The organism is Vibrio sp. 10N.261.46.E11 (assembly GCF_041472735.1).
Taxonomy (GTDB): Bacteria; Pseudomonadota; Gammaproteobacteria; order Enterobacterales; family Vibrionaceae; genus Vibrio.
The window spans coordinates 41,294-65,950 of the sequence record NZ_JBFRQW010000060.1; the positions used below are offsets into that span (position 1 = coordinate 41,294).

Sequence of the window (24,657 nt, forward strand, 5' to 3'; positions counted from 1 at the left end):
GTGAGCTCGCACTCTTGTAGTCTTTTTGTAAAAAGGTAAAGTAGCGGCCATCAGCTAGGAGCTGACTTAGATACGGATGATCATCTAGTCTAACGGTATAGACAGAAACGGATCAGGCTAGGACAGCCCAGCAACAAGGTGTTAGAAAAGGATAGCCAAAACTCATCAGGACGATGAACAACAAACAAATTTGGCATGGAAAGCACCAATAACAAATGGAGATTTGTGTACCAAGTTGAGTATGCAAATTTTGGCCGATATAGGCAGATTTAGAGAGCGATAGGTTTTCCTATCGCTTTTTTTATTGATTTGATGAAAAAACACCCAATACCTCTCCACTATAAACTCAGTTTCTGGTATGTTTCGCATCCCTGTTTAAGGATGTGCTATGTATACTTGTCCCTTATGCCATCACCAAGGCGTGAATCACTATTTTGAAGACAAACGCAGAGCCTATCTGCAGTGTCAGCAATGTGAACTGGTATTTGTTAAACCAGAACAAAGGTTAGAAGCAAAAGAAGAAAAAGCACACTATGATCTCCATGAGAACGATCCTAGTGATGCAGGCTATCGCCGTTTTCTATCTCGCATCGCGGATCCACTAACAGACAAAATTTCATCTAACTCACAAGGGTTGGATTTTGGTTGTGGCCCAGGCCCTACGCTATCTATTATGTTAGAAGAAGCCGGACACACCATGGAGTTGTACGATATCTATTACCACCCAGAAGTTTCTGTGTTGGAAAAAACGTATGACTTTATGACTGCCACGGAGGTGATAGAGCATCTTTATCACCCAGACAAAGTGTGGCAGCAATGGTTGAATTTAGTTAAACCCAAGGGCTGGATTGGTCTTATGACTAAGCTAGTAATAGACGTAGACGCGTTTGCTGGTTGGCACTACAAGAATGACCCGACACATGTCGTCTTCTTTAGTCGTCAAACATTCCAGTTTTTGGCAGAGCGGGATAAGCTCGAACTAGAATTTTTTGGAAATGATGTAATTTTACTGAGGAAAGTGCAGTAATGGGTCGTAGTAAGAAATCAAGAAAACCGGGAGCACTTGGCGCTCCGGAACCTATGGTTACTCGTAACCGTAGTGAATCTGATGTTGAAGGTCGTGAACGTAAGCGTGTTAAAAAGCGTAAAGGCCTTAAGTCTGGCAGCCGTCACTCTGATGGTAGCGAAGCAAAACAGCGTAAAGCTGCACTAGCTCGCGACCCTCGTTTAGGCAGCAAGAAAAAAATCCCGTTGATTGTAGAACCAGCGAAGAAGCCGACGAAACAAGAGCGTAAGCTATCTAACGAACAAGAGTTAGAGATGCTTGAGAATGATGCTCAACTGAACACGCTGCTAGATCGCCTTGAAAATGGTGAAAACCTAGGTGCAGGTCTACAGAAGTTCGTTGACGAGAAACTTGATCGTATCGAACACCTAATGGGCCGCTTAGGTCTGTTAGAGCCAGAAGAAGATGAAGAAGAGATCTTCGAAGAAGCACCAGTTGCCTCTAAGAAGAAAGCAAGCTCTGACGAAGATTTGCTATCTCAATTCGAAGACTTCGACTTAGACAGCTTTAAAGGTTAATAGCCAATGAACGTAACCTTATTAGCAATTGCTGGTGGAATTATCATTCTCGGCTTGGGCTCTTACGCAGGTTACCTTCTACTTCAAGTGAAGAAGCAGACGGAGTTGCAAAAGCAGCATCAAGCACTAGCCATTGAAAAACGTAACGCGACGATTTACGACAACGTAAATACTTTGTGTCTAGCGGGCATTCAAGGGCAGTGTGATTTACCTGAGATCAGTATCCGAGTGTGTATCATTATGGATAACGTTCAGGGTGATGAGCGTGTTGATTTTGATTCTGAATATCCTGCTCTTTCTGAGCTGTACCATATCGTAAAAGATATGGCTCGCGGAGATGCAAGACAGGAACTGACGAAGAAAGATCGCATGCAGCAGAATCTCACGCGCCATAAGGCAGAGACTCGCTTGAATGATGCGGTCATCGAAGATTTGAAAAGGTTGCAGGAGAAGGTTAAGCCTCTCAACAACCAAATCAACATTCAGATGATCTAGTCACTAAGACTATTTAATGTAGAGGCTTGTTTAATACTCTATTTTTAAGACGTGCTGCTTTTAATACCTATGCCTTTAAGACGCTTTGTCTTAAAGGCATATTGTTTTTAAGTCGCCTCGCCTTTTAATAGACAATGTTAAATGAGCCTTCTTACCTTTTGCGTCTCGTTAATCCCGACGCTTTGTTAGTGATCAAGCTAGCAGTTCTGAGTTTTTGTCTGAAAAATTGATTTTGTCTTGGAACGACCTTACTGGTCGTGTGGCAAAATAACCCGTCTATATTTTAATGTATGTAAAATGATTTGAGAGACCTTAGGTTCTCGCGGATCTAAATTGGAAGTACCGCTATGTCGAGCAAGCCAGTAACAACGAATCAGCAAATCGTTTGGGATCAAGAAATCTTAAACAAGTACAACTATTCGGGACCTCGTTACACCTCATACCCAACTGCGTTGGAGTTTCATGAAGCGTTTACTGTCGCTGATTACGACATGGCGTGTACTCAATATCCTGATCGTCCACTCTCTCTTTACGTGCATATCCCATTTTGTCACAAGCTTTGTTACTACTGTGGTTGTAATAAAGTCATTACTCGTCACTCGCATAAAGCGGATGAGTACTTGGATGTGATTGAACATGAAATCCGCCAGCGCGCCTCTTTATTGAATGGCCGTAAAGTGACTCAACTGCACTTCGGTGGTGGTACACCAACGTTCTTGACCAAAACACAAATCACTCGTTTGATGGGCATTTTGCGTGAAGAGTTTAACTTCACCTCTGACGCTGAAATCAGTATTGAAGTTGACCCGCGTGAGATTGAGCTAGACGTACTTGACCACCTTCGAAATGAAGGCTTCAACCGTCTGAGCATTGGCGTGCAAGACTTTAATAAAGAAGTACAGAAGCTGGTTAACCGTGAGCAAGATGAAGAGTTCATTATTGCAATGGTTCAACGTGCGACAGAGCTAGGCTTCCGTTCAACTAACCTGGATTTGATCTACGGCCTACCAAAGCAGACTCAAGCTTTGTTCGCTGAAACATTGAAGCAAGTGTTAGAAATGAAGCCGGGCCGTTTATCTGTATTTAACTACGCACACATGCCGCAACTGTTTGCTGCGCAGCGTAAGATAAAAGATGAAGACCTACCTGAAGCGAAAGAGAAGATGGCTATCTTACAAGATACTATCGAGACGCTAACCGGTGCGGGTTATCAGTTCATTGGTATGGATCATTTCGCACTACCTGAAGATGAGCTAGCCGTAGCACAACGTGAAGGTATTCTGCATCGTAACTTCCAAGGCTACACGACCCAAGGTGAAGCTGACTTAATTGGTTTCGGTGTTTCTGCTATCTCAATGGTCGGTGATGCTTACGCTCAAAACCAGAAAGAGCTGAAGAAGTACTACGCTCAGGTGAATGACCTGCGTCATGCACTTTGGAAAGGTGTAGCTCTAGACAGTGACGACCTTCTACGTCGAGAAGTGATCAAGCAGCTGATTTGTAACTTCAAGCTTGATAAAACAATGATCGAATCTGAGTTCTCGGTTAACTTTAATCGCTACTTCAAAGAAGACTTAGAGCTTCTACAAACCTTTATCAACGATGAGTTGGTTGAAGTCGATGACAAAGAAATCCGCGTAACTTTGCGTGGCCGTTTGCTGATCCGTAACATCTGTATGTGTTTTGATAAATACCTACGTGCCAAGGCTCGCCAACAGCAATTTTCTCGCGTCATCTAATAAATCGATAGAGAATAGAAACATAAAAAATGCCAGCATCATGTTGGCATTTTTGTATCTGACTCATTCGGTTTCTGCCTGATTTAGGCGAGGTTCTCTTTGACCTTTGTATTCTGTTCAACATTGATGAGATCGGTAGGCCATTGGTCAAACGGAACGGGACGACAGTATAAGAAACCTTGAGCTAAAGGACATTGAAGCTGCTTGAGTAGCTCAGCTTGCTGTTGTGTTTCAACGCCTTCTGCCACCAAACTCACTTTGAAACCCTTGGTAATGTTGACGATGGCCGCGACGATGGAGCTGTCTAGGTTCTCTTTTTCCAACTTACTGACGAAGCTACGATCGATCTTTAAGCAATCAAATGGCAGTTTGTGTAAGTAAGCCAGTGACGAATAGCCGGTACCAAAGTCATCAATTGCAATCGAGATGCCTAGTGCTTTTAGCGTCAGCATATTATCGATGATGGTTTGGTCATTGTCGACGATGCGTGATTCAGTGATCTCTAGCGTCAGGTTTTGGGCCGGTAATTTGGTGTCACGCAGCGTGGTTTTAACCAATTCAATAAATCCGCTTTCACTCAGTTGGTCGACAGATAAGTTAACGTGAATAGAGAAGTCTTTATTCCATTTTCCAGATTCAATCGCAATTGCGGTATCTCGACATGACTTGTGCAAAATCTGCTTACCAATGTCGTAGATCAATCCTGTTTCTTCTGCTAAAGGAATGAACTCCAAAGGTGAGATTATACCCTCGTCCGTTACCCAACGAGCCAAAGCCTCGGCACCTATGGTAGCTCCGGATTCCAGGTCGATTATAGGCTGATAGAAGGGCTCGAACTGCTGAAGCTCAATTGCCTTGTTAAGACGTGCCAGCATCTTGGTACGATATCTCGATGCTTTGCCCATCTCTGGGTTGTAAATACTGACACTGGTTTTGTCTTGCTTTGCGTTGCTCAAGGCTATACTGCTGTTGCGTAGCAGCAGTGTAATGTCGTTGACGTTCGAGACATTCACGACACCCATTGATACTTTGATGACCACGCTTTCTGATTCCATGGCAAATGGGGAGGTAAAGATTCGAAGTAAGCGGCTCGTCAGTAGCTGGACGTCATCTATTTGATTGATGTTAGGAGCATAAATCGCAAATTCATCCCCGCCAGTTCGAGCTAACAGGAAGTTCGATGGCAGCGTACCTCTTAAACGAGCAGCCGCAATGATAAGCAGTTGGTCACCATTGTAATGGCCGAGGCTATCATTAATATCTCGAAAGCGGTCAATACCAATTAAGTAAAGTGTACCTTTTTCGTTTTCAGGGTTTTTCTTGGCTGTATCAATAAAGCCTTCACGACTATACAGTTTAGTTAATGAGTCATAGGTAAGTTGAGCCTGTAACGCCTGAAAAGAAGCCTTTAAATTGTTGGTCATTTCATTAAATGACGCAGTTAACATGCTAATTTCATAGATATTGCCCGTTTTTGGCATGCTCGTATCCCAGTCACCTTTGGCGAGGCGCTTTGCTGCCCCTGCTGTTGAGGTGATGGGTTGAGTTACGCGATTAAAGGCAATTAATCCAGCGATAATACCAATGCAACTGAGCGTTAGACCGAGTAACCAGCTGTTTCTTTGGTTTTTTGGTAATTCACCAAGTAGGCTACTTTCTGGGATCGACATACCAATAATCCAAGTGATGCCGTACTCATCTTCATAAGGGGTAAGTTGATTGAAATATCGTTCGTTATCTAAATTAAAACTAAAGCGCTGCACATTTAAATCATCGATTAGATGAAACTTATCTACATAACGGGCACTTTCACGTATTACCGCGTTAGCACTCTCTGTTGCTAACAAGCGCTGACCTTTATCTGTTTTTCCCGTTCCCCAAGATACCACGCTGCCTCCGCCCGAATGAGCGATTAAGCGCTGTTGCTTATCAATAATATAGACAGAGGCATCCGTTTTATCTTTGAGATCCTTGAGAAAAGCATTAAAGGTGTTGATTTTGATATCACTGGCGAGGACACCTTTGAGCTCGTTATCACTATAGATAGGAGCGAGAGCCGATAAAGTGATCTCTTGTCGTTCATCTGCATTGGCATAAATTGATGACCATACAGCCTTGTTCTGTGTCACTACTGGAGTGTACCAAGGGCGAATTCTAGGGTCATAACCTGAAATTATGGTTCGAATGTCTCCGCTAATCGTATTACCACGATAAATCACAAGTTTGCCTTGAGTTCGATCATCCCGGGCCATTAAAGTTAAGCCATGGTTCGTTTCTTTGCGAAAGCCGACATAGTTACCATCTTTAGAACCAAAGCCGATCACATCAAGCTGAGGGATAGCTTGAAAATGCGCAGAAAACTTATAAAGAATATAGTCTTGAACCTGACTAAGATTACTCTCTTTATAAAGGTTGTGATAACCGATGTTATGACTTAGTGAAAGGTTAGCGTGAAATGGCTTTTCTAAAAAATCGGCAAGGCTTTGATGAACGTTATCAGTGAGTGATGCTAGTTGGCGTGCACTAATATCACTCACCATCTCCTTGTAGCTTTGCTTTTGAGTGAAAATCATTACGCCCATAGTGAAGAGAAATATCATCACGAATGGCAGAACCACTGCGGTTCTCAAGGTAATTTGTGTTTTCAAAGACATCTTTAGCTACAGTTTGGATAGATAGTGTACTGTAATTGTACCGATACTATTCAAAGCAAGCGACACTTTTTTAGTATTGAAAAATATGTATCTAGAGGCATATAAGGATCAGTACAACTCTTTGAGTTTACGAGTAAGGGTATTTCTTCCCCATCCTAAAACTTTCGCTGCATCTTGTTTATGGCCATTAGTATGGTTGAGTGCGGCCTCTAATAATATACGTTCAAACTCGGGTAGAGCATAAGTCAGCAGCTCTTTTTCGCCGGAATCAAGTGCACTCTTGGCCCAATTAGCCAGCAGTTGTTGCCAATTACCATCAGTACCTTCGCTGATCATAACCTTCTCTTCCAACAACTCAGGAGGAAGATCGGAAGGGAGTATTTCGCTGCCGCTCGCCATTACTGTTAACCAACGACAAATGTTCTCAAGCTGACGTACATTACCCGGCCAATTGAGCTGATTGAGCTTCAGAATAGTCTCTGGGTGTAGTGTCTTCACTTCAACACCGAGCTCTTCAGCGGCTGATGCTAGGAAGTGGTGAGTCAGCTTTTCAATGTCCTGTTTACGTTCGCGCAGTGCCGGAATATGGATTCGGATAACGTTGAGTCGATGGAAAAGGTCTTCACGGAAACCACCGTCATGTACTAAGCGCTCAAGATCTTGGTGGGTTGCGGCAACGATACGAACATCGACCTTAACCGCAGAATGTCCACCTACGCGATAAAACTGTCCATCAGACAGCACGCGCAGTAGTCGAGTCTGAATATCGAGTGGCATGTCGCCGATCTCATCAAGAAACAGAGTCCCCCCGTTGGCTTGCTCGAAGCGTCCTTGGCGAACGCTGTTGGCTCCAGTAAAGGCTCCTTTCTCATGGCCAAACAGCTCTGATTCAATCAGGTCTTTAGGAATAGCTGCCATGTTCAGGGCGATAAAGGGCTTTTTCGCTCTTGGGCTGTGACGATGTAAGGCGTGTGCGACTAGTTCTTTACCTGTACCTGATTCACCATTGATTAGCACGGAAATGGATGACCGAGACAAACGACCAATGGCGCGGAAGACTTCCTGCATCGCAGGCGCTTCGCCAATGATTTCTGGCGCGTTGGTGTCTTCTACTGCTTCGCTGGCTTGTTCTCGCTTTTGCTCTTGGCTGTGGGCGATTGCTCGCTCTACTAAAGTCAGTGTCTCATCGATATCAAACGGCTTAGGCAGATACTCAAAAGCGCCTTTTTGATAAGCATTTACCGCCGCATCAAGGTCTGAGTGCGCGGTCATAATGATCACTGGCAGGTCGGGAGAGCGCTGATGAACCTGATGCAAAAGCTCAATACCGTCAATGCCGGGCATGCGAATATCAGATACCAATACATCTGGCGTCTCGCGCTCAAGAGCAAGTAATACGCTCTCTGCATCAGCAAATGTTTCACACTTTATATCCGCAGATGAAAGTGTTTTCTCTACTACCCAGCGGATAGAGCTGTCGTCATCGACGACCCAAACGTATCCCTTACTCATAATTCAATTCCTTTGCAGCGAAATCTATTGTGATAATCATTGTTGTTTTTATTGTTCGGTATTTAGTGTTGCCAATGAAACGTTGTTTCCAGTGGGAGACACAGCTTTGCTTATATCGGCAAATAAATCGTGAATGTGGTGTTGCCCGGCCAGCTTTCAACATCAATTTTCCCATTGTGTTGATCGATCAGGTTTTGAGATATCGATAGCCCTAGCCCTGTGCCTCCTTCTCGTCCGCTGACCATTGGGTAAAACAGGGTGTCTTTTAAATCATCGGGGATGCCCGGGCCGTTATCGCAGATCTCAATTCGAGCAGCGAGCTTGTGTCGCTGCCCATGAATGTTTGCTTGATGCACCGTTCTGGTGCGAATGGTGATTTTCCCTGATTCCTGAGTCTTTAGAATCTGCGCCGCATTGCTCACGATATTGAGCATCGCCTGTTCAACTTGCGCAGAGTCCATCAAAATCGCAGGGAGGCTTGGATCGTAATCTCGCTCGATAGCGAGCGTCGAACCCGATTCGAGCTCAACCAACTGCCTTACTTTTTCGAGAATTTGGTGAAGGTTCTCTTCTGATTTGGTTCCCGGCTTTTGCGGGCCAAGTAGGCGATCGACTAAAGCGCGTAAGCGGTCGGCTTGCTCAATAATGATTTGGGTGTACTCATTCAGAGACTGATCAGGGAGCATCTTTCCAAGCAGCTGCGCAGCACCTCTTAAACCACCTAGCGGGTTCTTAATTTCATGGGCTAATCCACGTACCAGTAGCTTAGCTGCTTGCTGTTGTGCGTGTTGGTTAAGCTCTTGGCTGAGTCTTCTTTGCTGGTCTATCTTGCGCATCTCAACCAATAGCAGCGTCTCACGTTGCCACGAGATTGGACTAACCGTTACTTCAAGCATCAGAGGGCGGTTATCAACAACGAAGGTCACATCGCTATCGGTAATGCTTTGGCCACTTTGTAGCGGTTGGGTCAGCAGTGCCAAGTCAAGAGAGGCGTGTTGGATAAGCTGACTCAGTGGATGATCAACAATGCGTCGCGCACTCTGTGAAAAGAGTTGTTCAGCCGCCGGATTGGCGTATCGGACATACAGTTGCTCATCGAGCATCAATGTTGAGGTCACCATATTGTCGAGAATGGCGCTGGAAAGATGATGTGTATCTATGCTGTCGCTTTTGGCTGATCGATTCACTATTTCGTCCTTGAACTGGTGTTTTTCTCACTGCACCAAATTGGTGCGAAGCTAAGTTCAAGTATGGCGCATATCAACCAGAAGCTAAAGATAATTCATTAGAGTCGCTGAAAGCTGCTTCGATCAGGTGAAAAGTAGAGGTAATTTGGCCTCTTTTAACACATTGGCTTACTTGAGCGTCGCTCGATGTAAATACACGGTGACTGGACTAGTAGATGCAATAAGCTTGCCGCTTCTATGTGCTTGAATTGCAATGGTGTGAGTGCCTCGATCGATGCCTTTCAATTCCCAAGTTGGCTGGGTTTGTGGAGCACCATAACGACGGCCATCGAGCATTAATTGCAACTGCTCACCAATACCTAATTTCCGGTTGAGTTCGATCTGAATGGGGATTAAGCCACGGTTGCTGCGGATGGTTTGATCATGAACTGGAGTCAGCATGCTGAGGGCTAACTGAGCGGGTACCTCTCGTTTCGTGTTATCCGTTTTTTCCTGAGCTTGAGCTGGTGTTGCCGTTTTAGTTGTAGAGGGATCTGCAGCGTCAACAGGCGTTGAGGCCTCAAATTTAGGGGCTGGCGCAGAAGCTTGTACGTCAGGTAGGCGAAGAGCCTCCGCACCTTGATCGGTAGGGGTATCACTAAAGTGAAGCACACCATCCTCATCTTCCCAGGTGTACACCGTTTGAGCAGAGCACGAGAATGCGACTGTTAATCCGATTAGGAACAGTATGTTTTTCATATCGTTAGCCTCTTTCCACCGTTAGGTGTTTTCACGTTTGACGTTAGTTTTGTTATTGATTTTATTGTATTTATAGCAACAGCCTCTGAGGGCTTTTGTTTAATACCAATCACAGTAAGTTAATGTTCACAAATAGCACAGGAAAAAGGCTTGAGAACGAGACAGCCCTGCTCGGCAAAAAAAATAGTTTCGATAAGTAGTTATTCTACAATCAAAAAAACCTAACGATGTTATCGAGTGTTTTAACAAGCTAGGCTGAGTAGTCATTTACTACGATTGGTATCTAGTATGGTACGAGGAAGCTGAGGGAGGGAGAATATAAAAAAGGCCCGCCTGCGAGGCGAGCCTAATATTTAGTTAGCGATTCTTACAGGTTGCAGTAAGAAATGGCTTATCTCTACTGGAGATTAAACTGAGTAGTACAGTTCAAACTCAAGTGGGTGTGTAGCCATGTTCACGCGTTGTACGTCGTCAGATTTCAGAGTGATGTAAGAATCGATGAAGTCGTCAGAGAATACGCCGCCAGCGGTTAGGAATTCACGGTCTTCGCTAAGCGCTGCTAGAGCTTCTTGTAGAGATTCAGCAACGGTTGGGATTTCAGCCGCTTCTTCTGCTGGAAGGTCGTATAGATCTTTATCCATAGCTTCGCCTGGGTGGATCTTGTTTTTGATACCGTCAAGGCCAGCCATCAGCATTGCTGAGTAGCATAGGTATGGGTTAGCTGCTGGGTCACCAAAACGTAGCTCGATACGACGTGCTTTCGGGCTTGGTACTACTGGGATACGGATAGAAGCAGAACGGTTACGTGCTGAGTAAGCAAGCATTACTGGAGCTTCAAAACCAGGCACAAGACGCTTGTACGAGTTTGTTGATGGGTTAGCAAATGCGTTGATTGCACGAGCGTGTTTGATTACACCACCGATGTAGTAAAGCGCCATTTCAGATAGACCGCCGTACTTATCACCAGCAAACAGGTTAACGCCGTCTTTTGCTAGAGATTGGTGAACGTGCATACCAGAACCGTTATCACCAACGAGTGGCTTAGGCATGAATGTCGCTGTTTTACCAAATGCGTGAGCAACGTTGTGTACAACGTACTTGTAGATTTGAGTCTCATCCGCTTTTGTTGTTAGCGTGTTGAAGCGAGTTGCGATTTCGTTTTGACCCGCAGTTGCTACTTCGTGGTGGTGAGCTTCAACAACTAGACCCATCTCTTCCATTACTAGACACATTGCAGAACGGATGTCTTGAGAAGAATCTACAGGAGCTACTGGGAAGTAACCGCCTTTAACGCCAGGACGGTGACCTTTGTTACCGCCTTCGATGTCAGAACCTGTGTTCCAAGCTGCTTCTACGTCATCAATCTTGAAGAAAGAACCAGACATGTCATTTGAGAATTTAACATCATCAAATAGGAAGAATTCTGGCTCAGGACCGACTAGAACTGTATCTGCGATACCAGTAGAGCGTAGGTATTCTTCAGAACGTTTAGCGATTGAGCGAGGGTCACGGTCGTAGCCTTGCATTGTTGCAGGCTCAAGAATGTCACAACGGATGTTTAGCGTTGCGTCTTCTGTGAATGGGTCAAGAACTGCAGATGATGCGTCAGGCATCATTACCATGTCAGATTCGTTAATGCCTTTCCAACCTGCTACTGAAGAGCCGTCGAACATTTTACCTTCTTCAAAGAAGTCAGCGTCAACTTGGTGAGAAGGAATAGAGATATGCTGCTCTTTACCTTTTGTATCAGTAAAACGTAAGTCGATAAATTTAACTTCGTTCTCTTGGATCAGGGATAGTACATTTTCTACTGACATCTTGGATAACCTCCAGTGTTATTAATTCGGTATTAGCTCGATTCGGTTGAAACCAGCATTGATTAATGTCTGTATGTGCATTAATCGATGCTGATTTGTCTATTGCCAAAAGCGTGCCAAAAAAATTATTCCATTAATTTCAATTGCTTAGTTGTTTTTGTTTGCGTTTACTTTTGAATTTTGCACCAAAATGATCTCTGCGTGCACCGTGTTGGTGCAATGCGCTTGGTGTGCACCAATATGATGAATCACAAACGAATACCATTCAGCAACGAATTGAGTACGTTGTCAATCCACTTTTCTTTTTCGGGGTAGATTTGGCTCGAAGTTAGCGCGCAATGATTTTAAAAATCGTACGAATTTAGCTGTTCTATACCGTATTGAATCGATGTTAAGCGAATATGAATCGCTAATAGAGAAAAAAGCCTTGGTTCAGATCACATATTTCTGGGTTTTTTTCTAAAATCTGGTATATTATTGACCGTTTTTTAAATCAAGCTAGCGGTTATTATCCAAACAATTGAGATAATTGACGGCTACCTTTTATGAGTGAATCGAGAATCCATGTCTACTCCACAGATTGATAAGTTAAGAAATATCGCGATCATCGCGCACGTTGACCACGGTAAAACGACTTTGGTTGATAAACTGCTACAACAGTCAGGCACTCTTGAGTCTCGTGGTGAAGCTGAAGAGCGTGTCATGGATTCGAATGACATCGAAAAAGAGCGTGGCATTACCATTCTTGCTAAGAACACAGCAATCAACTGGAATGATTACCGCATCAACATCGTAGATACTCCGGGACACGCGGACTTCGGCGGTGAAGTTGAGCGTATCATGTCTATGGTTGATTCTGTTCTGCTTATCGTTGACGCAGTTGATGGCCCAATGCCTCAAACTCGTTTCGTAACGCAAAAAGCATTCGCACACGGTCTTAAGCCAATCGTTGTAATCAACAAGATTGACCGCCCAGGCGCTCGTCCTGATTGGGTTATGGATCAAGTATTCGACCTTTTCGACAACCTAGGTGCTACTGATGAGCAACTAGACTTTACTGTTGTTTACGCTTCAGCTCTAAACGGTTGGGCAACAATGACTGAAGGCGAAACTGGCGAGAACATGGAACCATTGTTCCAAGCTGTTGTTGATACAGTAGACGCGCCTGCAGTTGACCTTGACGGTCCACTACAAATGCAAATTTCGCAACTTGATTACAGCTCTTACGTAGGTGTTATCGGTGTTGCTCGTGTTACTCGTGGTTCTGTTAAGCCAAACCAACAAGTAACTATCGTAAATGCAGAAGGCAAAAAACGTAACGGTAAAGTAGGTACAGTTCTTGGTTACCTAGGTCTTGACCGTCACGAAGTTGAGCAAGCTAACGCTGGCGACATCATTGCAATCACTGGTCTTGGTGAGCTGAAAATTTCAGACACTATCTGTGACGTAAACAATGTTGAAGCAATGACTCCGCTTTCTGTTGATGAACCAACAGTAACAATGACGTTCCAAGTAAACACTTCTCCGTTCGCGGGTAAAGAAGGTAAGTTCGTTACTTCACGTAACATCCTTGAGCGTCTAGAGAAAGAACTAGTACACAACGTTGCACTACGTGTTGAAGAAACTGATAACCCAGATCGTTTCCGTGTTTCAGGTCGTGGTGAACTTCACCTATCTATCCTGATCGAAAACATGCGTCGTGAAGGTTTCGAGCTAGCTGTCTCTCGTCCAGAAGTTATCATCAAGAAAGACGAAGATGGCAACCTAACTGAACCGTTTGAAACTGTGACTATCGACGTGCTTGAAGAGCACCAAGGTGGCATCATGGAAAACATCGGTCTACGTAAAGGTGAGCTAACTGATATGTCTCCAGATGGCAAAGGCCGTGTTCGCATGGACTTCATGATGCCTTCTCGTGGTCTTATCGGTTTCCAAACTGAGTTCCTAACGCTAACGTCTGGTTCTGGTCTTCTTTACCACTCATTTGATCACTACGGTCCTCACAAAGGCGGCGTAATTGGTCAACGTAACAACGGTGTTCTAATCTCGAACGCGACTGGTAAAGCTCTGACTTACGCACTATTCAACCTACAAGAACGTGGTCGTCTATTTGCTGAGCACGCGGATGAAGTATATGAAGGTCAAATTATCGGTATTCATAACCGTTCAAACGACCTAACAGTAAACTGTCTGAAAGGTAAGCAGCTAACGAACGTTCGTGCATCAGGTACTGATGAAGCACAGGTTCTTTCGCCACCTATCCGTCACACTCTAGAGCAAGCTCTTGAGTTCATCGACGAAGACGAACTAGTAGAAGTAACGCCAGTAAGCATTCGTATCCGTAAGAAGCTTCTTACTGAAAACGAACGTAAGCGTGCAGCACGTCCAGCTAAGGCTTAATTGCCAGCTGACTAGCTTCTAGCTAATTAAGAAAGCCCTGAGTAGCCTAGCTGCTCGGGGCTTTTGTTTTATATGGCATTAGGATAGATACGGGTAAACGAGATGCGGGATACGAAGAGCGTGTTCCATGCCTATTCATCGAATCGTCATTCCAGAATCGAGGGACGAGATATCTGGAATCTAGCTTTTGATTCCTAGATGACTTTCAACGAATTGAACTCGCTCAGCTACCGATATAAATGGCACTTCAACGATCTCATAACCTAGCTCTTGATAGACGTTGACCAGCGCGTGGTGAATCTCTAATGCTTCTTCAAAGGGGTAAGGGCGCACTTCATCTTGAACATAAATCGAAGCCTCTGGGCGGCAGAACAAAACTTGGGGGTGATAACCTTGGCTCGCTTCTCGGTAGGTTGTGTTTATCTCTAGTTTCGCCTGAGCCAAATAGCCACAAATGTCTGGAATGGCACGATCGAGAAAGGCAATTGGATGCTGACGGGCTTGGTCTTTTTGTTCGCTCATGACGGTTAAACATAGACGAGCAAATCCCGGAAGGTCTAACCAAGGTAAGATACCGTTCTCAAGTTGGCTCTGTTGTTCTATCAACTGACGAGAAGATTCCGCGAAGGTTGGGTAACCCATGTCACCCAAGGCATTAATCAGTGTTGTTTTTCCGGCTCCGGGACCGCCAGTAATAATGATAGGCTGCATGATGTTGCTTCTCTGAAGCGCTACTTTTGATTCAGTTGAGCTAAGAATTTATCCGATTCTGCTATCGCCGCATTCATTTGTTCTATTGCGTAGGCGATGTCTTTTTCTAAGCTCATAAACTCGCCCTGCAACGAACCAACGGCACTTGCATTGAGGTTATGCTTGAGATAAAGCGTGTTGTCGCGAAGAGTGTTGAGTACCGGATCCATTTTCTTTTCAGCCCGTTTCATCGCTGACAGCATGGTTTGGTAAGACGATTTAGTCTCACGCAGTTTTTGCTCACTTGAACGACGCAGTGAGTCGCTAGTGTAAAGGTCTAATTCTCCCTGCCACTCTGCAAACAACGCATCCGACACATCTTCAATTGCAGCAATACGATCACTGACATTTTGAGCGGCTTTTTCGCTGTCTTGGTATTTGTCGTTGATTTGGTTGTACATGTCTTCAAGGTCGCCGCCACTAAAATTAGTCAGGCTACTCAAGGCTTCGAGTGCGCTAGTAAACTCTTCTTGGGCGTCCTGTTGCGACTCTTTAGCGTCTTCTACTCTATCAAGCATAATGTCACGCTTGTGGTAGCCCACTTGCTCCATGGCGGAGTAATAAGCTGATTGGCATCCAGTAAGAGTAAAAATAGAGAGGACTATAACTATTAAATAAGGCATCCTAGTTTCCTATAGTTAAATAATATCAATCGTAGTAAATAACTGCTCAACCTAGCTTGTTAAAATGCTCGATAACGGCGTTAGAGTTTTTGATTGTAGAATAACTACTTATCACAAAACTCTGCCTTGTTCTCAAGCCTTTTTCCTACGCTATTTTTGAACATTTACTTACTGTGATTAATATAACGGAATATTAATTAGGACTATGAACGAGTTACCAGGGAGTTACAAGTTGAAGATAAAAAAGGCAGCTACAGGAAGCATCCAGTTTTCCCGCTATCTTCTTACGCGGATGACGCACGATAGAGTTAATGTGAATGCAGGGTACTTGGCGTACATTACTTTGCTCTCGATCGTACCGATGTTGACGGTTTTGCTCTCTATTTTGTCGTCATTTTCAGTTTTTGCTGATGTTGGTTTAGTGATTCAAAACTTCGTTATTACCAACTTTGTTCCCGCTTCCGGGGATGCGGTGCATGGTGCTTTACTGGAGTTTGTTGCTAATACCGGCAAGATGACGGCGGTGGGCAGTGTGTTCTTGTTCATTGCCGCTCTGATGCTGATCTCCAATATTGATAAAAACCTAAACTACATCTGGCGAGTAACGGAAAAGCGACGTGCTGTGTTGTCTTTTTCGATGTATTGGATGGTGCTAACTCTTGGGCCTATTTTGATCGGAGCGAGCATTGCTGCAACGTCGTATGTGACATCATTAAACTTGTTACAAAACGAAGTCGTGTCGAGTGCTTTTAATACAGTGATTCGCAAGCTCCCTTTGATTACCTCATTCTTTGCGTTTTTTGGTCTGTATCTGTTGGTTCCCAACAAAAAGATACACTTTTCTCATGCGGCAGCGGGTTCTCTGGTCGCGGCTCTGTTATTCGAACTCAGTAAGAAAGGCTTTGCGGCTTACATTACTCAGTTTCCGTCTTACCAGTTGATTTATGGCGCATTAGCGGCGATTCCCATTCTTTTTGTTTGGGTCTATTTGTGCTGGTTGATTGTGCTAGTGGGTGCTGAAGTGACGGCCGCGTTGGGCGAGCAGGAACAGTGGAGTGACTCACAAGAAATGGTACACTCGTCGGATAAAGACAAAATTACAGAGCAAGGAAACAACAGTGATAGCACTGATCCAGAGAGTAAGTGAAGCTGCCGTCCGTGTTGATGGCGAAGTCGTGGGTGAGATTGAGCAAGGTTTATTAGTTCTGTTAGGTGTAGAAAAAGGTGATGACGAAGCCAAAGCCAAACGTTTGATGGAACGAGTGACCACTTATCGTGTCTTTGGAGATGAAGACGATAAAATGAATCTCAATGTAAAGCAGGTAGAAGGTAAGGTATTAGTGGTTTCTCAATTCACTCTGCCAGCTGACACCAAGAAAGGGACACGTGCTGGATTTTCTCGCGGTGCTCACCCAGAAGATGCAGAGCGTCTTTACAACTACTTCTCTGACCAATGTGAATCAGTGTTGCCAACGGAACGTGGCCGATTCGCAGCCGACATGAAAGTGTCTTTGGTTAATGATGGCCCAGTGACATTCTGGCTGCAGGTTTAGGCTTAAAGGAATAAGCATGTTTAAACTCATAACCCCGACCACCGAAAATCAACTGAACAAGTATTACCATTTTCGCTGGCAAATGCTCCGCGAACCTTGGCGAATGCCGGTCGGTTCAGAGCGCGATGAATATGACCCAATGAGTCACCATCGCATGATTGTTGATGGTCGAGGTCGCCCGATGGCGATTGGTCGTCTCTATATCACCCCAGATCTAGAAGGTCAGATCCGCTACATGGCGGTGAAGAACTCTCGCCAAAGCAAAGGCATGGGCTCACTTATCTTGGTTGCGCTAGAGTCACTGGCACGTCAAGAAGGGGCGAAGCGTTTGGTGTGTAATGCTCGTGAAGATGCGATCTCATTCTATGAGAAGAATGAGTTTGAGCGTCGTGGTGAGATTAACGACCAACGCGGGCCTGTGCGTCACCAACAGATGGTAAAACCTCTTGATCCGATGGCTGATGTACTGCGCAAACCAGAATGGTGTAATGAGCTTCAACAGCGCTGGGAGCATCAGATCCCGATCAGTGACAAGATGGGCATCAAGATTAACCAATACACGGGTTATCAGTTCGAGTGTAGTGCTCAGTTAAATCCAAACCTTAACCCGCATAACACCATGTTTGCTGGCTCAGCCTTTACCTTGGCGACCTTAACCGGTTGGGGTATGACATGGTTACTCATGAAGGAGCGTGGGTTGACTGGTGATATCGTACTAGCAGATAGTAATATTCGTTATCGTCATCCAGTTGAGCAAAATCCAGTGGCATCCACGTCATTGGATGGGATTAGTGGCGATTTAGATCGCCTCGCGTCTGGCAGAAAAGCTCGTATCATCATTCACGTGACCATTAACAGTGGCGACATGGAGGCGGTTGAGTTTACAGGAACCTATATGCTGATCCCTGACTACAAAAAGAGATTATCAACAGACTCCAATGTAAGCGTATAGCTGACAATGGCTAGCAGATAAAGATACAGATAGAAGGCGCTACTCTTGTGGAGTGGCGCTTTTTTGTTGGCAGTCGTTAATCTCGGAATACTCAGCTTGGGTGAGCTTTCCTGATATTTGGTGGCATGGGTCGGATAGTGAAATAGAGAGAGTGTGTTGCTCGGTTTTTAGCAAGTCGAGCTCTCCAGACATTTCGCCATTTAACGTTTGAATCCTTTGTTCGCCTTGCTCTGCTGCCGATGCACCAATAATGTGCACTGGCTCGAGTGTGAAGCGTCCACGGTCAAAATTCGCATTGAGCTCTGGGATTTCAAACACGTTATCAGTCGATGTTTCAGAAAGCTTGTCATTAAAGGTCATCACTCCTTGGCGAACGCTACCAGTGAGTTGACCTGTTGTGGAATAGCCGAGCATTAATGAATCGCCGTATAAACCCGCAGCTTGAAGTTCAAACTCGCCATAACCGGTTGCGTCGAGCGGTAATTCCAGTGGTTGCAAGATTGGCGAGATAGGCAAGCCATCGACAGAGATATCTATACTCCACGGCTTGCTGATTTGGTTAAAGTCGAGAGTAGCATTCGCTTCAATATAGCCATTCTTTAATGGTGCAAATAGGCGTGTCAGCGTCCATTTTCCTTGCTCGCTATTCATTTCAACCACCGGCTGTGCGCTAATAATGTTTTGGTAGCTGGCATCATTCGCGCTGGCCATCAGCTTTCCTTGCCACAGACCTAGCTTTCTATCTTGTAGCAGTTGAACCTGATGTCCCTCGACATGAAGCCCTGAGACCTGCCAGTAAGGTTTTTCTGCGAGTTGGACAAGTTGGCTGCGTTCTATGTTAATTCGGCTAATTTCGATATTCTGGAGCTGCGTGAGCCAAGGTATCAAGCGAGTGGCGGGTAGAGGGCTATCTTGGCTTTCCGTAATCCACTTTATACCTTGCAGGTCGAGCTGCGCTAATTGAATGCTGCTAGGAGTAACCTTGCCATTGAGCTGTACAGTGCCCTGCAGGAATTGAGTATAGAAATCTTCAATCTGTATCTGGTTTGGCTCTAGGTTTAGCTTGATATTTGGCTCGACAAACATGTCTTCATCAATGGTCACTCCCTCTGCTTGCAGAGAGAAAATGGCTTTCTGTTGCTTCCACAGTTCAAAGGGTAGTTGGATATTTTCTAACGAGGCATCAAAGGCTGCGAGATGGCCACCTTTCCACTCTACATCGCTACGCAGAATATCTAGGCTGTTGATGTGGTTAATCTGAATACCTGCCACATCCCACTCTTTGCTTAGTAGGTTTTGGGTTTGCTGCTGATTGAGTCGTAAGCCATCGATGGTCACATTCACTAACGACCAATCTTGCTGATATTGCTCTGCTTGTCCGGAAATCTTAGCGCCACGCCAGTCAAACGAAGTACCATAAAGGGTGCTGTCACTCGGCTTGAGGTCCAGGTCAATCAACAGGTTATCGAATGCTTCACCTTGCCAATATAACTGCGAGGCTGAAAGTTGGGTTTTGCCATAAGGTAGCAGTGAGTTTTGGTTATCCCACACGGGGTCGGCGATCTGAAGGTCGATGCCTCGTGCATTAAAGTCTGGAGTCGAGAAATCTAGGTTATTGATTGCTAGCTGACGGAGCTTGAGGTTTGGTTGGGTAAACACTGATGTGAATGTGTCTAGATCGTTGGCTTCTAACTGCAGTCCGCTGATCAATACAGAGTCCAAAACCAGCTTAGTTTCAAGAATAGAGTCTGGGCTGAACCAGATGTCGACCTTGTCGATATACAGGGGTGGTTGTTTTTCCGATTGGCTTTGGGTGATGCCCATCAAGGTGATGTGATAAGGCGCCTGATACTCAACATCTTCAATGAGCACAGGTTGTTCAATCGTATGCTTGATAAAAAAGTTAGCAACATCGGCGCGGTATTGGGTTTGTAGGCTTAACAGCAATGCTGCGATAAACGCAACGGCGATAGCCAACACAATGCCGAACACCATGAATACCTTTTTCATTCCCTGAAAGCCTTAAATCTCAATAGTCTTAAAACAGAGTGGAACAAAAAGGGTCAAGCATCAACAAAAAAGCCCCTCAAAAGAGGGGCTTGCTACAAAAATATCATTTTAAATTGGGCGTTCGCTTTTGGCTAAGCCCGAGCAGATGGTTGGATTAGTCCAGTTGAGGACCAGCGGCAACCAGTGACTTACCTTCAGCGTTGTCTGTGTACTTGTCAAAGTTGTTGATGAAGCGTTCGGCTAGATCTTTCGCTTTGCTTTCCCATTGTAGTGGGTCAGTGTACGTGTCGCGTGGGTCAAGAATCGCTGGGTCAACATCGTGTAGCGCTAGTGGCACTTCTAGGTTGAACATAGGGATAACCTTAGTATCAGCCTTGTCGATAGAGCCATCTAGGATTGCGTCGATGATGCCACGAGTATCTTGAATAGAGATACGCTTGCCTGTGCCGTTCCAACCTGTGTTCACTAGGTAAGCTTCAGCGCCAGCTGCTTCCATACGTTTCACGAGCACTTCAGCGTACTGAGTTGGGTGAAGAGTAAGGAACGCCGCACCAAATGCCGCAGAGAATGTTGGTGTTGGCTCAGTAATACCACGCTCAGTACCTGCTAGTTTCGCAGTGAAGCCAGATAGGAAGTGGTACTTCGTTTGCTCTGGAGTCAGTTTAGAAACTGGTGGTAGTACACCGAATGCATCAGCAGTCAGGAAGATAACTTTTTGAGCATGGCCTGCTTTTGATACTGGTTTAACGATGTTATCGATGTGGTGAATCGGGTAAGAAACACGAGTGTTCTCAGTTTTTGAACCGTCATCAAAGTCGATAGAGCCATCACCACGAACCGTTACATTTTCTAGTAGTGCATCGCGACGGATTGCATTGTAGATTTCTGGTTCTGCCTCTTTAGATAGGCGAATGGTTTTCGCGTAACAACCACCTTCGAAGTTGAAGATGCCATCGTCGTCCCAACCGTGCTCATCATCACCGATTAGCTCACGTTTAGGATCGGTTGATAGAGTTGTTTTACCTGTACCAGATAGGCCGAAGAAGATGGCAACATCGCCTTTCTCGCCGACGTTTGCACTACAGTGCATTGAAGCGATGCCTTGCAGAGGCAGTAGGTAGTTCATCATTGCGAACATGCCTTTCTTCATCTCACCGCCGTACCAAGTACCACCGATGATTTGAACGCGCTCTGTTAGGTTGAAAGCAACGAAGTTTTCAGAGTTTAGACCCTGTTTTTCCCAGTTAGGGTTCGTTGTTTTAGCACCGTTCATTACCACGAAATCAGGTTCGAACGTTGCTAGCTCTTCGTCTGTAGGACGAATGAACATGTTCTTAACGAAGTGCGCTTGCCACGCTACTTCAGTGATAATACGTACACTTAAACGCGTATCTGGGTTAGCACCACAGTAACCGTCAATGACAAATAGGCGCTTGCCAGATAGCTGAGTTGTCACAAGCTCTTTAAGCTCATCCCATACTTCAGTTGTAATCGGTTTGTTGTCATTTTTGCCTTGATCTGACCACCACATGGTATCGCGTGTAGTGTCATCTTTAACAATGTACTTATCTTTTGGTGAGCGGCCAGTAAAGATACCAGTATCAACCGCAACAGAGCCTAGTTCCGTTACTACGCCTTTTTCGTAGCCTTCCAAACCTGGCAGTGTCTCTTCAACGAATAACTGCTCGTAGCTAGGGTTACGAAGAACTTCAGTAACGCCAGTCAGTCCGTGCTTAGTTAGATCAATTTGTGCAGCCTTAGTATGTTCCATAACGGTCATAGGTGCTCCTTGTAGGATATTTTGTAGGGATTTTGTATTAATTTTTTATTGTTATCTGCTCACCATGCTAGCAACGAGACTCTGGGGAAACAGGGATATAGCTCAAAAAATATCCATATTAACCGTGAGGTTTTAAGCGCCTCATCACATATTGGCCTGACTAGTCTATCCTGTACGCAAACCTTTGCGCTAGGGGAGGGGATATTATTAATTGATTAAAATTAAGAGGTGATTTTATTACGAGATGTTACGGAGTTTGCGCTATTTTGATCACAAAAAAGGCCAGCGTAGTGCTGACCTTTTTGGGGTAAATTACGTGTTTTTGGTACGCCGTAAATTAATGAACCGTATTGCTGCCTTTATCTGCCGCTTCTGCATACAGAGCATCAACATCATTCTTGTCGAACGAGTAGTTTGTGCCACAGTAATCGCAGTGTAGAGCAACGCTGCCTTCCGTGCTAAGGATGTCGTAGATCTCCTCTTGAGCGACAGTAATGATAGCGGCACCGCTTCGGTCACGTGAACAACCACAGAAGAATTCAACCGGTTGTGGTGTGAACAGTTGTACTTTCTCTTGGTTGTACAAACGGTAAAGCAGTTCGTTTGCTTCTAGAGTGAATAGCTCTTCGTTTTTAACTGTGTCCGTTAACTGCTCTAGGTGCTCGAAGTCATCTGGCGTACCGGTACCGTCTGGCATAACCTGCAGCAACATACCCGCAGCGTGTGCTTTGCCTTCATGTTCACCCGTACGTAGCCATAGACGAGTCTTTAGCTGTTCAGAGTTTGCGAAGTAACCTTCAAGGACTTCAGCTAGAGTGTCGCCTTCAAGACCAACGATCCCTTGGTAACGTTCACCTTTCTTAGGATCGATAGTGATCACTAGGTGGCCTTTACCCATAAGCTCGTGCAGGCCTGCGTCGTCAGCAATATCGCCTTCAAAGCGAGCAACACCACGGATTTTCTGGTCGTTATCGCCATTGATAACAGCCAGAGATACTGGGCCGTCACCTTGCAGTTGCATAGTGATAGAACCTTCAAACTTTAGAGTCGCCGTGAGTAGCGTCGTTGAAACCAGTAGCTCACCCAACAGTTTTTGTACTGGTGCTGGGTATTCCTTGCTAGAAATAATCTGTTGGTACGCTTCATCCATCTGTACCAATTCACCACGAACTGATAGGTCTTCAAATAGGTAGCGATTTAAAACATTACTTGTAGACATTGGGTTGGCCATTTGGCTATTCCTTCTAGCTTATTGAGTCTTGAACTTGATGATGTCACGACGTTGCTTTTTATCTGGGCGACGTTCTGGTGCTGGGCTATGAGCATTCAATTTACGTTGTTTTGCAAACTCTTCTCTCTTTGCCAAGCTCTCGGTGGTTTCTTCATAGAGGGTTTGAGCAAGGGGAGCTCCGCCGCGATGGGCAGAGATTTTCTCGATAGTCACCGTCTTTTCTTCATTACCTTGACGCAGGGTAATCACTGCCCCAAGTTCGACAATTTTACTTGGCTTACTGCGTTGACCATTATAGTGGACTTTGCCGCCATCGACCATATTGCGAGCAATAGAGCGGGTTTTGTAAAAGCGGGCTGCCCACAACCATTTATCGAGTCTGACAGCTTCATTAGTAGTTTTCATATAGGGCTGTGCCTTATTCAGTAAGAAATGAATGCGGTTTAACTGTAATGAACAGTGCGCAACATGCTTTTGATGATGCTAATCACATTAAGTAGAAGCTTAAAGTGGAGGCGGTTGGCATTTTTTTCAAGTCATAATACAAAATAGCCATGTAATGCCGCTTTATCGATTTGCTATGATATAATCGAGGATCTTATGCTTAAGTAAGCTTGGTATCGAACGAATGAATAAAAAAGCTGAAAGTTTAATGATTTGCAGCGTTTGTCGTCATGAAAAGGGGCAAGGAAAGTGAACTTTTTAGAGCTCAAGAATCGCGCAGGAAATTCTCCTGTGTTGAGCCGCTTATTAGAAAATGGATTTGTACTTCAGCAGAAACTAAGCCTAGCGATGTGTTGTATGTTGATTGCAGCTTCCGCATGGATTTTAGGACAGCTTGCATGGTTTATTGAACCTGCTGAGCAAACCGTCGTGCCTTGGAAAGCAACAGCTTCATCGTCTTCTACTCCTCAATCGACCCTTGATATCTCTTCTTTGCAGCGGAGCAACCTTTTTGGTGCCTATAACCCAACAACGCCAGTTGTGGTTGAACAGCAAGTTATCCAAGATGCGCCAAAGACACGATTAAATCTAGTTTTGGTCGGTGCTGTTGCCAGTTCTAATCCAAGACTGAGCTTAGCCGTGATCGCTAATCGCGGTACGCAGGCGACCTACGGAATTAATGAAGAGATAGAAGGCACCCGAGCTAAGCTTAAAGCCGTATTAGTCGACCGCGTAATCATTGATAACTCAGGGCGAGACGAAACCTTGATGCTTGAAGGTATTGAGTACAAGCGTTTAGCTGTCTCAGCGCCTGCAGCACCTCGCGCTTCTTCTTCGGTTCGTGGTAATAACCCGGCTTCTGCAGAAGAGAAGCTTGATGAAATTAAAGCGAAGATAATGAAAGATCCGCAACAAATCTTCCAATATGTTCGATTGTCTCAGGTGAAGCGCGACGATAGCGTTATTGGTTATCGTGTGAGCCCTGGCAAAGATTCAGAACTTTTTAACTCAGTAGGGCTCCAAAACGGAGATATTGCTACTCAGTTAAATGGACAAGACCTGACAGACCCTGCTGCTATGGGCAACATATTCCGTTCTATCTCAGAGCTGACAGAGCTAAACCTCGTCGTCGAGAGAGATGGTCAACAACATGAAGTGTTTATTGAATTTTAAAACTTTGCGTCTAAC

At 44.9% G+C, this 24,657-nt stretch carries 20 protein-coding genes; 9 read left to right on the plus strand and 11 right to left on the minus strand.

The features are described 5' to 3' along the window. Positions 1 to 388: 388 nt before the first annotated feature. The 4 genes from AB4407_RS17855 to hemN all read left to right on the plus strand — a co-directional run bounded on the left by AB4407_RS17855 (position 389) and on the right by hemN (position 3,818). The gene (locus tag AB4407_RS17855; RefSeq protein ID WP_372121499.1) at positions 389 to 1,027 is read left to right on the plus strand and encodes a class I SAM-dependent methyltransferase; all 639 of its coding nucleotides are present in this window, start codon (positions 389 to 391) and stop codon (positions 1,025 to 1,027) included. Next, the gene (gene yihI, locus AB4407_RS17860; protein ID WP_372121500.1) at positions 1,027 to 1,584 is read left to right on the plus strand and encodes a Der GTPase-activating protein YihI; all 558 of its coding nucleotides are present in this window, start codon (positions 1,027 to 1,029) and stop codon (positions 1,582 to 1,584) included. Before AB4407_RS17855 ends, yihI begins: the two co-directional genes overlap by 1 nt. A 6-nt stretch (positions 1,585 to 1,590) precedes the next feature. Continuing rightward, complete coding sequence (locus AB4407_RS17865) at positions 1,591 to 2,079, plus strand: DUF2489 domain-containing protein (protein ID WP_102572531.1); 489 nt, start codon at positions 1,591 to 1,593, stop codon at positions 2,077 to 2,079. Between the two features lie 347 nt (positions 2,080 to 2,426). After that, entirely contained in the window at positions 2,427 to 3,818 is a 1,392-nt protein-coding gene (hemN, locus tag AB4407_RS17870; RefSeq protein WP_371707180.1) for an oxygen-independent coproporphyrinogen III oxidase, read from the plus strand. Between the two features lie 83 nt (positions 3,819 to 3,901). On the opposite strand, the gene AB4407_RS17875 is transcribed toward hemN, so the two are convergent. The 5 genes from AB4407_RS17875 to glnA all read right to left on the minus strand — a co-directional run bounded on the left by AB4407_RS17875 (position 3,902) and on the right by glnA (position 11,726). After that, entirely contained in the window at positions 3,902 to 6,472 is a 2,571-nt protein-coding gene (locus AB4407_RS17875) for an EAL domain-containing protein (RefSeq protein WP_372121501.1), read from the minus strand. A gap of 108 nt (positions 6,473 to 6,580) precedes the next feature. Then, complete coding sequence (gene glnG / locus AB4407_RS17880) at positions 6,581 to 7,984, minus strand: nitrogen regulation protein NR(I) (protein WP_372121502.1); 1,404 nt, start codon at positions 7,982 to 7,984, stop codon at positions 6,581 to 6,583. A 110-nt stretch (positions 7,985 to 8,094) separates the two neighbouring features. Next, entirely contained in the window at positions 8,095 to 9,171 is a 1,077-nt protein-coding gene (glnL, locus tag AB4407_RS17885; RefSeq protein ID WP_372121503.1) for a nitrogen regulation protein NR(II), read from the minus strand. Positions 9,172 to 9,339: 168 nt separating this feature from the next. Then, on the minus strand, positions 9,340 to 9,909 hold the full coding sequence (locus tag AB4407_RS17890) for a DUF4124 domain-containing protein (RefSeq protein WP_372121504.1): 570 nt from the start codon (positions 9,907 to 9,909) through the stop codon (positions 9,340 to 9,342). A gap of 407 nt (positions 9,910 to 10,316) precedes the next feature. Next, the gene (gene glnA / locus AB4407_RS17895) at positions 10,317 to 11,726 is read right to left on the minus strand and encodes a glutamate--ammonia ligase (protein ID WP_372121505.1); all 1,410 of its coding nucleotides are present in this window, start codon (positions 11,724 to 11,726) and stop codon (positions 10,317 to 10,319) included. 564 nt (positions 11,727 to 12,290) lie between these two features. Between glnA and typA the strand changes: the two genes are divergently transcribed. After that, complete coding sequence (gene typA / locus AB4407_RS17900; protein ID WP_017059220.1) at positions 12,291 to 14,126, plus strand: translational GTPase TypA; 1,836 nt, start codon at positions 12,291 to 12,293, stop codon at positions 14,124 to 14,126. A gap of 180 nt (positions 14,127 to 14,306) precedes the next feature. Here typA and AB4407_RS17905 read toward each other — a convergent pair whose 3' ends face one another. Continuing rightward, positions 14,307 to 14,837, minus strand: coding sequence for an AAA family ATPase (locus AB4407_RS17905; protein ID WP_372121506.1), 531 nt, complete (start codon positions 14,835 to 14,837; stop codon positions 14,307 to 14,309). 20 nt (positions 14,838 to 14,857) lie between these two features. Beyond that, positions 14,858 to 15,499: a DUF2959 domain-containing protein gene (locus AB4407_RS17910; RefSeq protein ID WP_372121507.1), complete on the minus strand. Its 642-nt coding sequence runs from the start codon at positions 15,497 to 15,499 to the stop codon at positions 14,858 to 14,860. A 205-nt stretch (positions 15,500 to 15,704) separates the two neighbouring features. On the opposite strand from AB4407_RS17910, the gene AB4407_RS17915 reads away from it, so the two are divergent. From AB4407_RS17915 to AB4407_RS17925, 3 genes are read left to right on the plus strand one after another with little or no spacing between them, the layout of a single operon-like run. Continuing rightward, positions 15,705 to 16,646: a virulence factor BrkB family protein gene (locus tag AB4407_RS17915; RefSeq protein ID WP_012603002.1), complete on the plus strand. Its 942-nt coding sequence runs from the start codon at positions 15,705 to 15,707 to the stop codon at positions 16,644 to 16,646. Further along, on the plus strand, positions 16,618 to 17,052 hold the full coding sequence (gene dtd / locus AB4407_RS17920) for a D-aminoacyl-tRNA deacylase (RefSeq protein ID WP_004735590.1): 435 nt from the start codon (positions 16,618 to 16,620) through the stop codon (positions 17,050 to 17,052). The genes AB4407_RS17915 and dtd overlap by 29 nt, the downstream gene beginning before the upstream one ends. A gap of 16 nt (positions 17,053 to 17,068) precedes the next feature. Beyond that, positions 17,069 to 18,004 (plus strand): YiiD C-terminal domain-containing protein, encoded by a 936-nt coding sequence (locus AB4407_RS17925; protein ID WP_372121508.1) that lies wholly within the window; start codon positions 17,069 to 17,071, stop codon positions 18,002 to 18,004. Positions 18,005 to 18,043: 39 nt separating this feature from the next. Here AB4407_RS17925 and AB4407_RS17930 read toward each other — a convergent pair whose 3' ends face one another. The 4 genes from AB4407_RS17930 to hslR form a co-directional block, all read right to left on the minus strand. Beyond that, positions 18,044 to 20,014, minus strand: coding sequence for an AsmA family protein (locus tag AB4407_RS17930; protein ID WP_372121509.1), 1,971 nt, complete (start codon positions 20,012 to 20,014; stop codon positions 18,044 to 18,046). A 154-nt stretch (positions 20,015 to 20,168) separates the two neighbouring features. After that, the gene (gene pckA, locus AB4407_RS17935) at positions 20,169 to 21,794 is read right to left on the minus strand and encodes a phosphoenolpyruvate carboxykinase (ATP) (RefSeq protein WP_123284190.1); all 1,626 of its coding nucleotides are present in this window, start codon (positions 21,792 to 21,794) and stop codon (positions 20,169 to 20,171) included. 337 nt (positions 21,795 to 22,131) lie between these two features. Then, positions 22,132 to 23,025: an Hsp33 family molecular chaperone HslO gene (gene hslO, locus AB4407_RS17940; protein ID WP_372121510.1), complete on the minus strand. Its 894-nt coding sequence runs from the start codon at positions 23,023 to 23,025 to the stop codon at positions 22,132 to 22,134. Between the two features lie 18 nt (positions 23,026 to 23,043). Then, complete coding sequence (hslR, locus tag AB4407_RS17945; protein WP_372121512.1) at positions 23,044 to 23,430, minus strand: ribosome-associated heat shock protein Hsp15; 387 nt, start codon at positions 23,428 to 23,430, stop codon at positions 23,044 to 23,046. Between the two features lie 288 nt (positions 23,431 to 23,718). Between hslR and gspC the strand changes: the two genes are divergently transcribed. Continuing rightward, entirely contained in the window at positions 23,719 to 24,642 is a 924-nt protein-coding gene (gspC, locus tag AB4407_RS17950) for a type II secretion system protein GspC (protein WP_372121514.1), read from the plus strand. Positions 24,643 to 24,657 lie beyond the last annotated feature (15 nt).

What these genes read in the sequence shown, in the direction of transcription:
- AB4407_RS17855 (WP_372121499.1), top strand. Translation starts at nt 389, where the DNA reads ATGTATACTTGTCCCTTATGCCATCACCAAGGCGTGAATCACTATTTT.
- yihI (WP_372121500.1), top strand. Translation starts at nt 1,027, where the DNA reads ATGGGTCGTAGTAAGAAATCAAGAAAACCGGGAGCACTTGGCGCTCCG.
- AB4407_RS17865 (WP_102572531.1), top strand. Translation starts at nt 1,591, where the DNA reads ATGAACGTAACCTTATTAGCAATTGCTGGTGGAATTATCATTCTCGGC.
- hemN (WP_371707180.1), top strand. Translation starts at nt 2,427, where the DNA reads ATGTCGAGCAAGCCAGTAACAACGAATCAGCAAATCGTTTGGGATCAA.
- AB4407_RS17875 (WP_372121501.1), bottom strand. Translation starts at nt 6,472, where the DNA reads ATGTCTTTGAAAACACAAATTACCTTGAGAACCGCAGTGGTTCTGCCA.
- glnG (WP_372121502.1), bottom strand. Translation starts at nt 7,984, where the DNA reads ATGAGTAAGGGATACGTTTGGGTCGTCGATGACGACAGCTCTATCCGC.
- AB4407_RS17890 (WP_372121504.1), bottom strand. Translation starts at nt 9,909, where the DNA reads ATGAAAAACATACTGTTCCTAATCGGATTAACAGTCGCATTCTCGTGC.
- glnA (WP_372121505.1), bottom strand. Translation starts at nt 11,726, where the DNA reads ATGTCAGTAGAAAATGTACTATCCCTGATCCAAGAGAACGAAGTTAAA.
- typA (WP_017059220.1), top strand. Translation starts at nt 12,291, where the DNA reads ATGTCTACTCCACAGATTGATAAGTTAAGAAATATCGCGATCATCGCG.
- AB4407_RS17905 (WP_372121506.1), bottom strand. Translation starts at nt 14,837, where the DNA reads ATGCAGCCTATCATTATTACTGGCGGTCCCGGAGCCGGAAAAACAACA.
- AB4407_RS17910 (WP_372121507.1), bottom strand. Translation starts at nt 15,499, where the DNA reads ATGCCTTATTTAATAGTTATAGTCCTCTCTATTTTTACTCTTACTGGA.
- AB4407_RS17915 (WP_012603002.1), top strand. Translation starts at nt 15,705, where the DNA reads ATGAACGAGTTACCAGGGAGTTACAAGTTGAAGATAAAAAAGGCAGCT.
- AB4407_RS17925 (WP_372121508.1), top strand. Translation starts at nt 17,069, where the DNA reads ATGTTTAAACTCATAACCCCGACCACCGAAAATCAACTGAACAAGTAT.
- AB4407_RS17930 (WP_372121509.1), bottom strand. Translation starts at nt 20,014, where the DNA reads ATGAAAAAGGTATTCATGGTGTTCGGCATTGTGTTGGCTATCGCCGTT.
- pckA (WP_123284190.1), bottom strand. Translation starts at nt 21,794, where the DNA reads ATGACCGTTATGGAACATACTAAGGCTGCACAAATTGATCTAACTAAG.
- hslO (WP_372121510.1), bottom strand. Translation starts at nt 23,025, where the DNA reads ATGGCCAACCCAATGTCTACAAGTAATGTTTTAAATCGCTACCTATTT.
- hslR (WP_372121512.1), bottom strand. Translation starts at nt 23,430, where the DNA reads ATGAAAACTACTAATGAAGCTGTCAGACTCGATAAATGGTTGTGGGCA.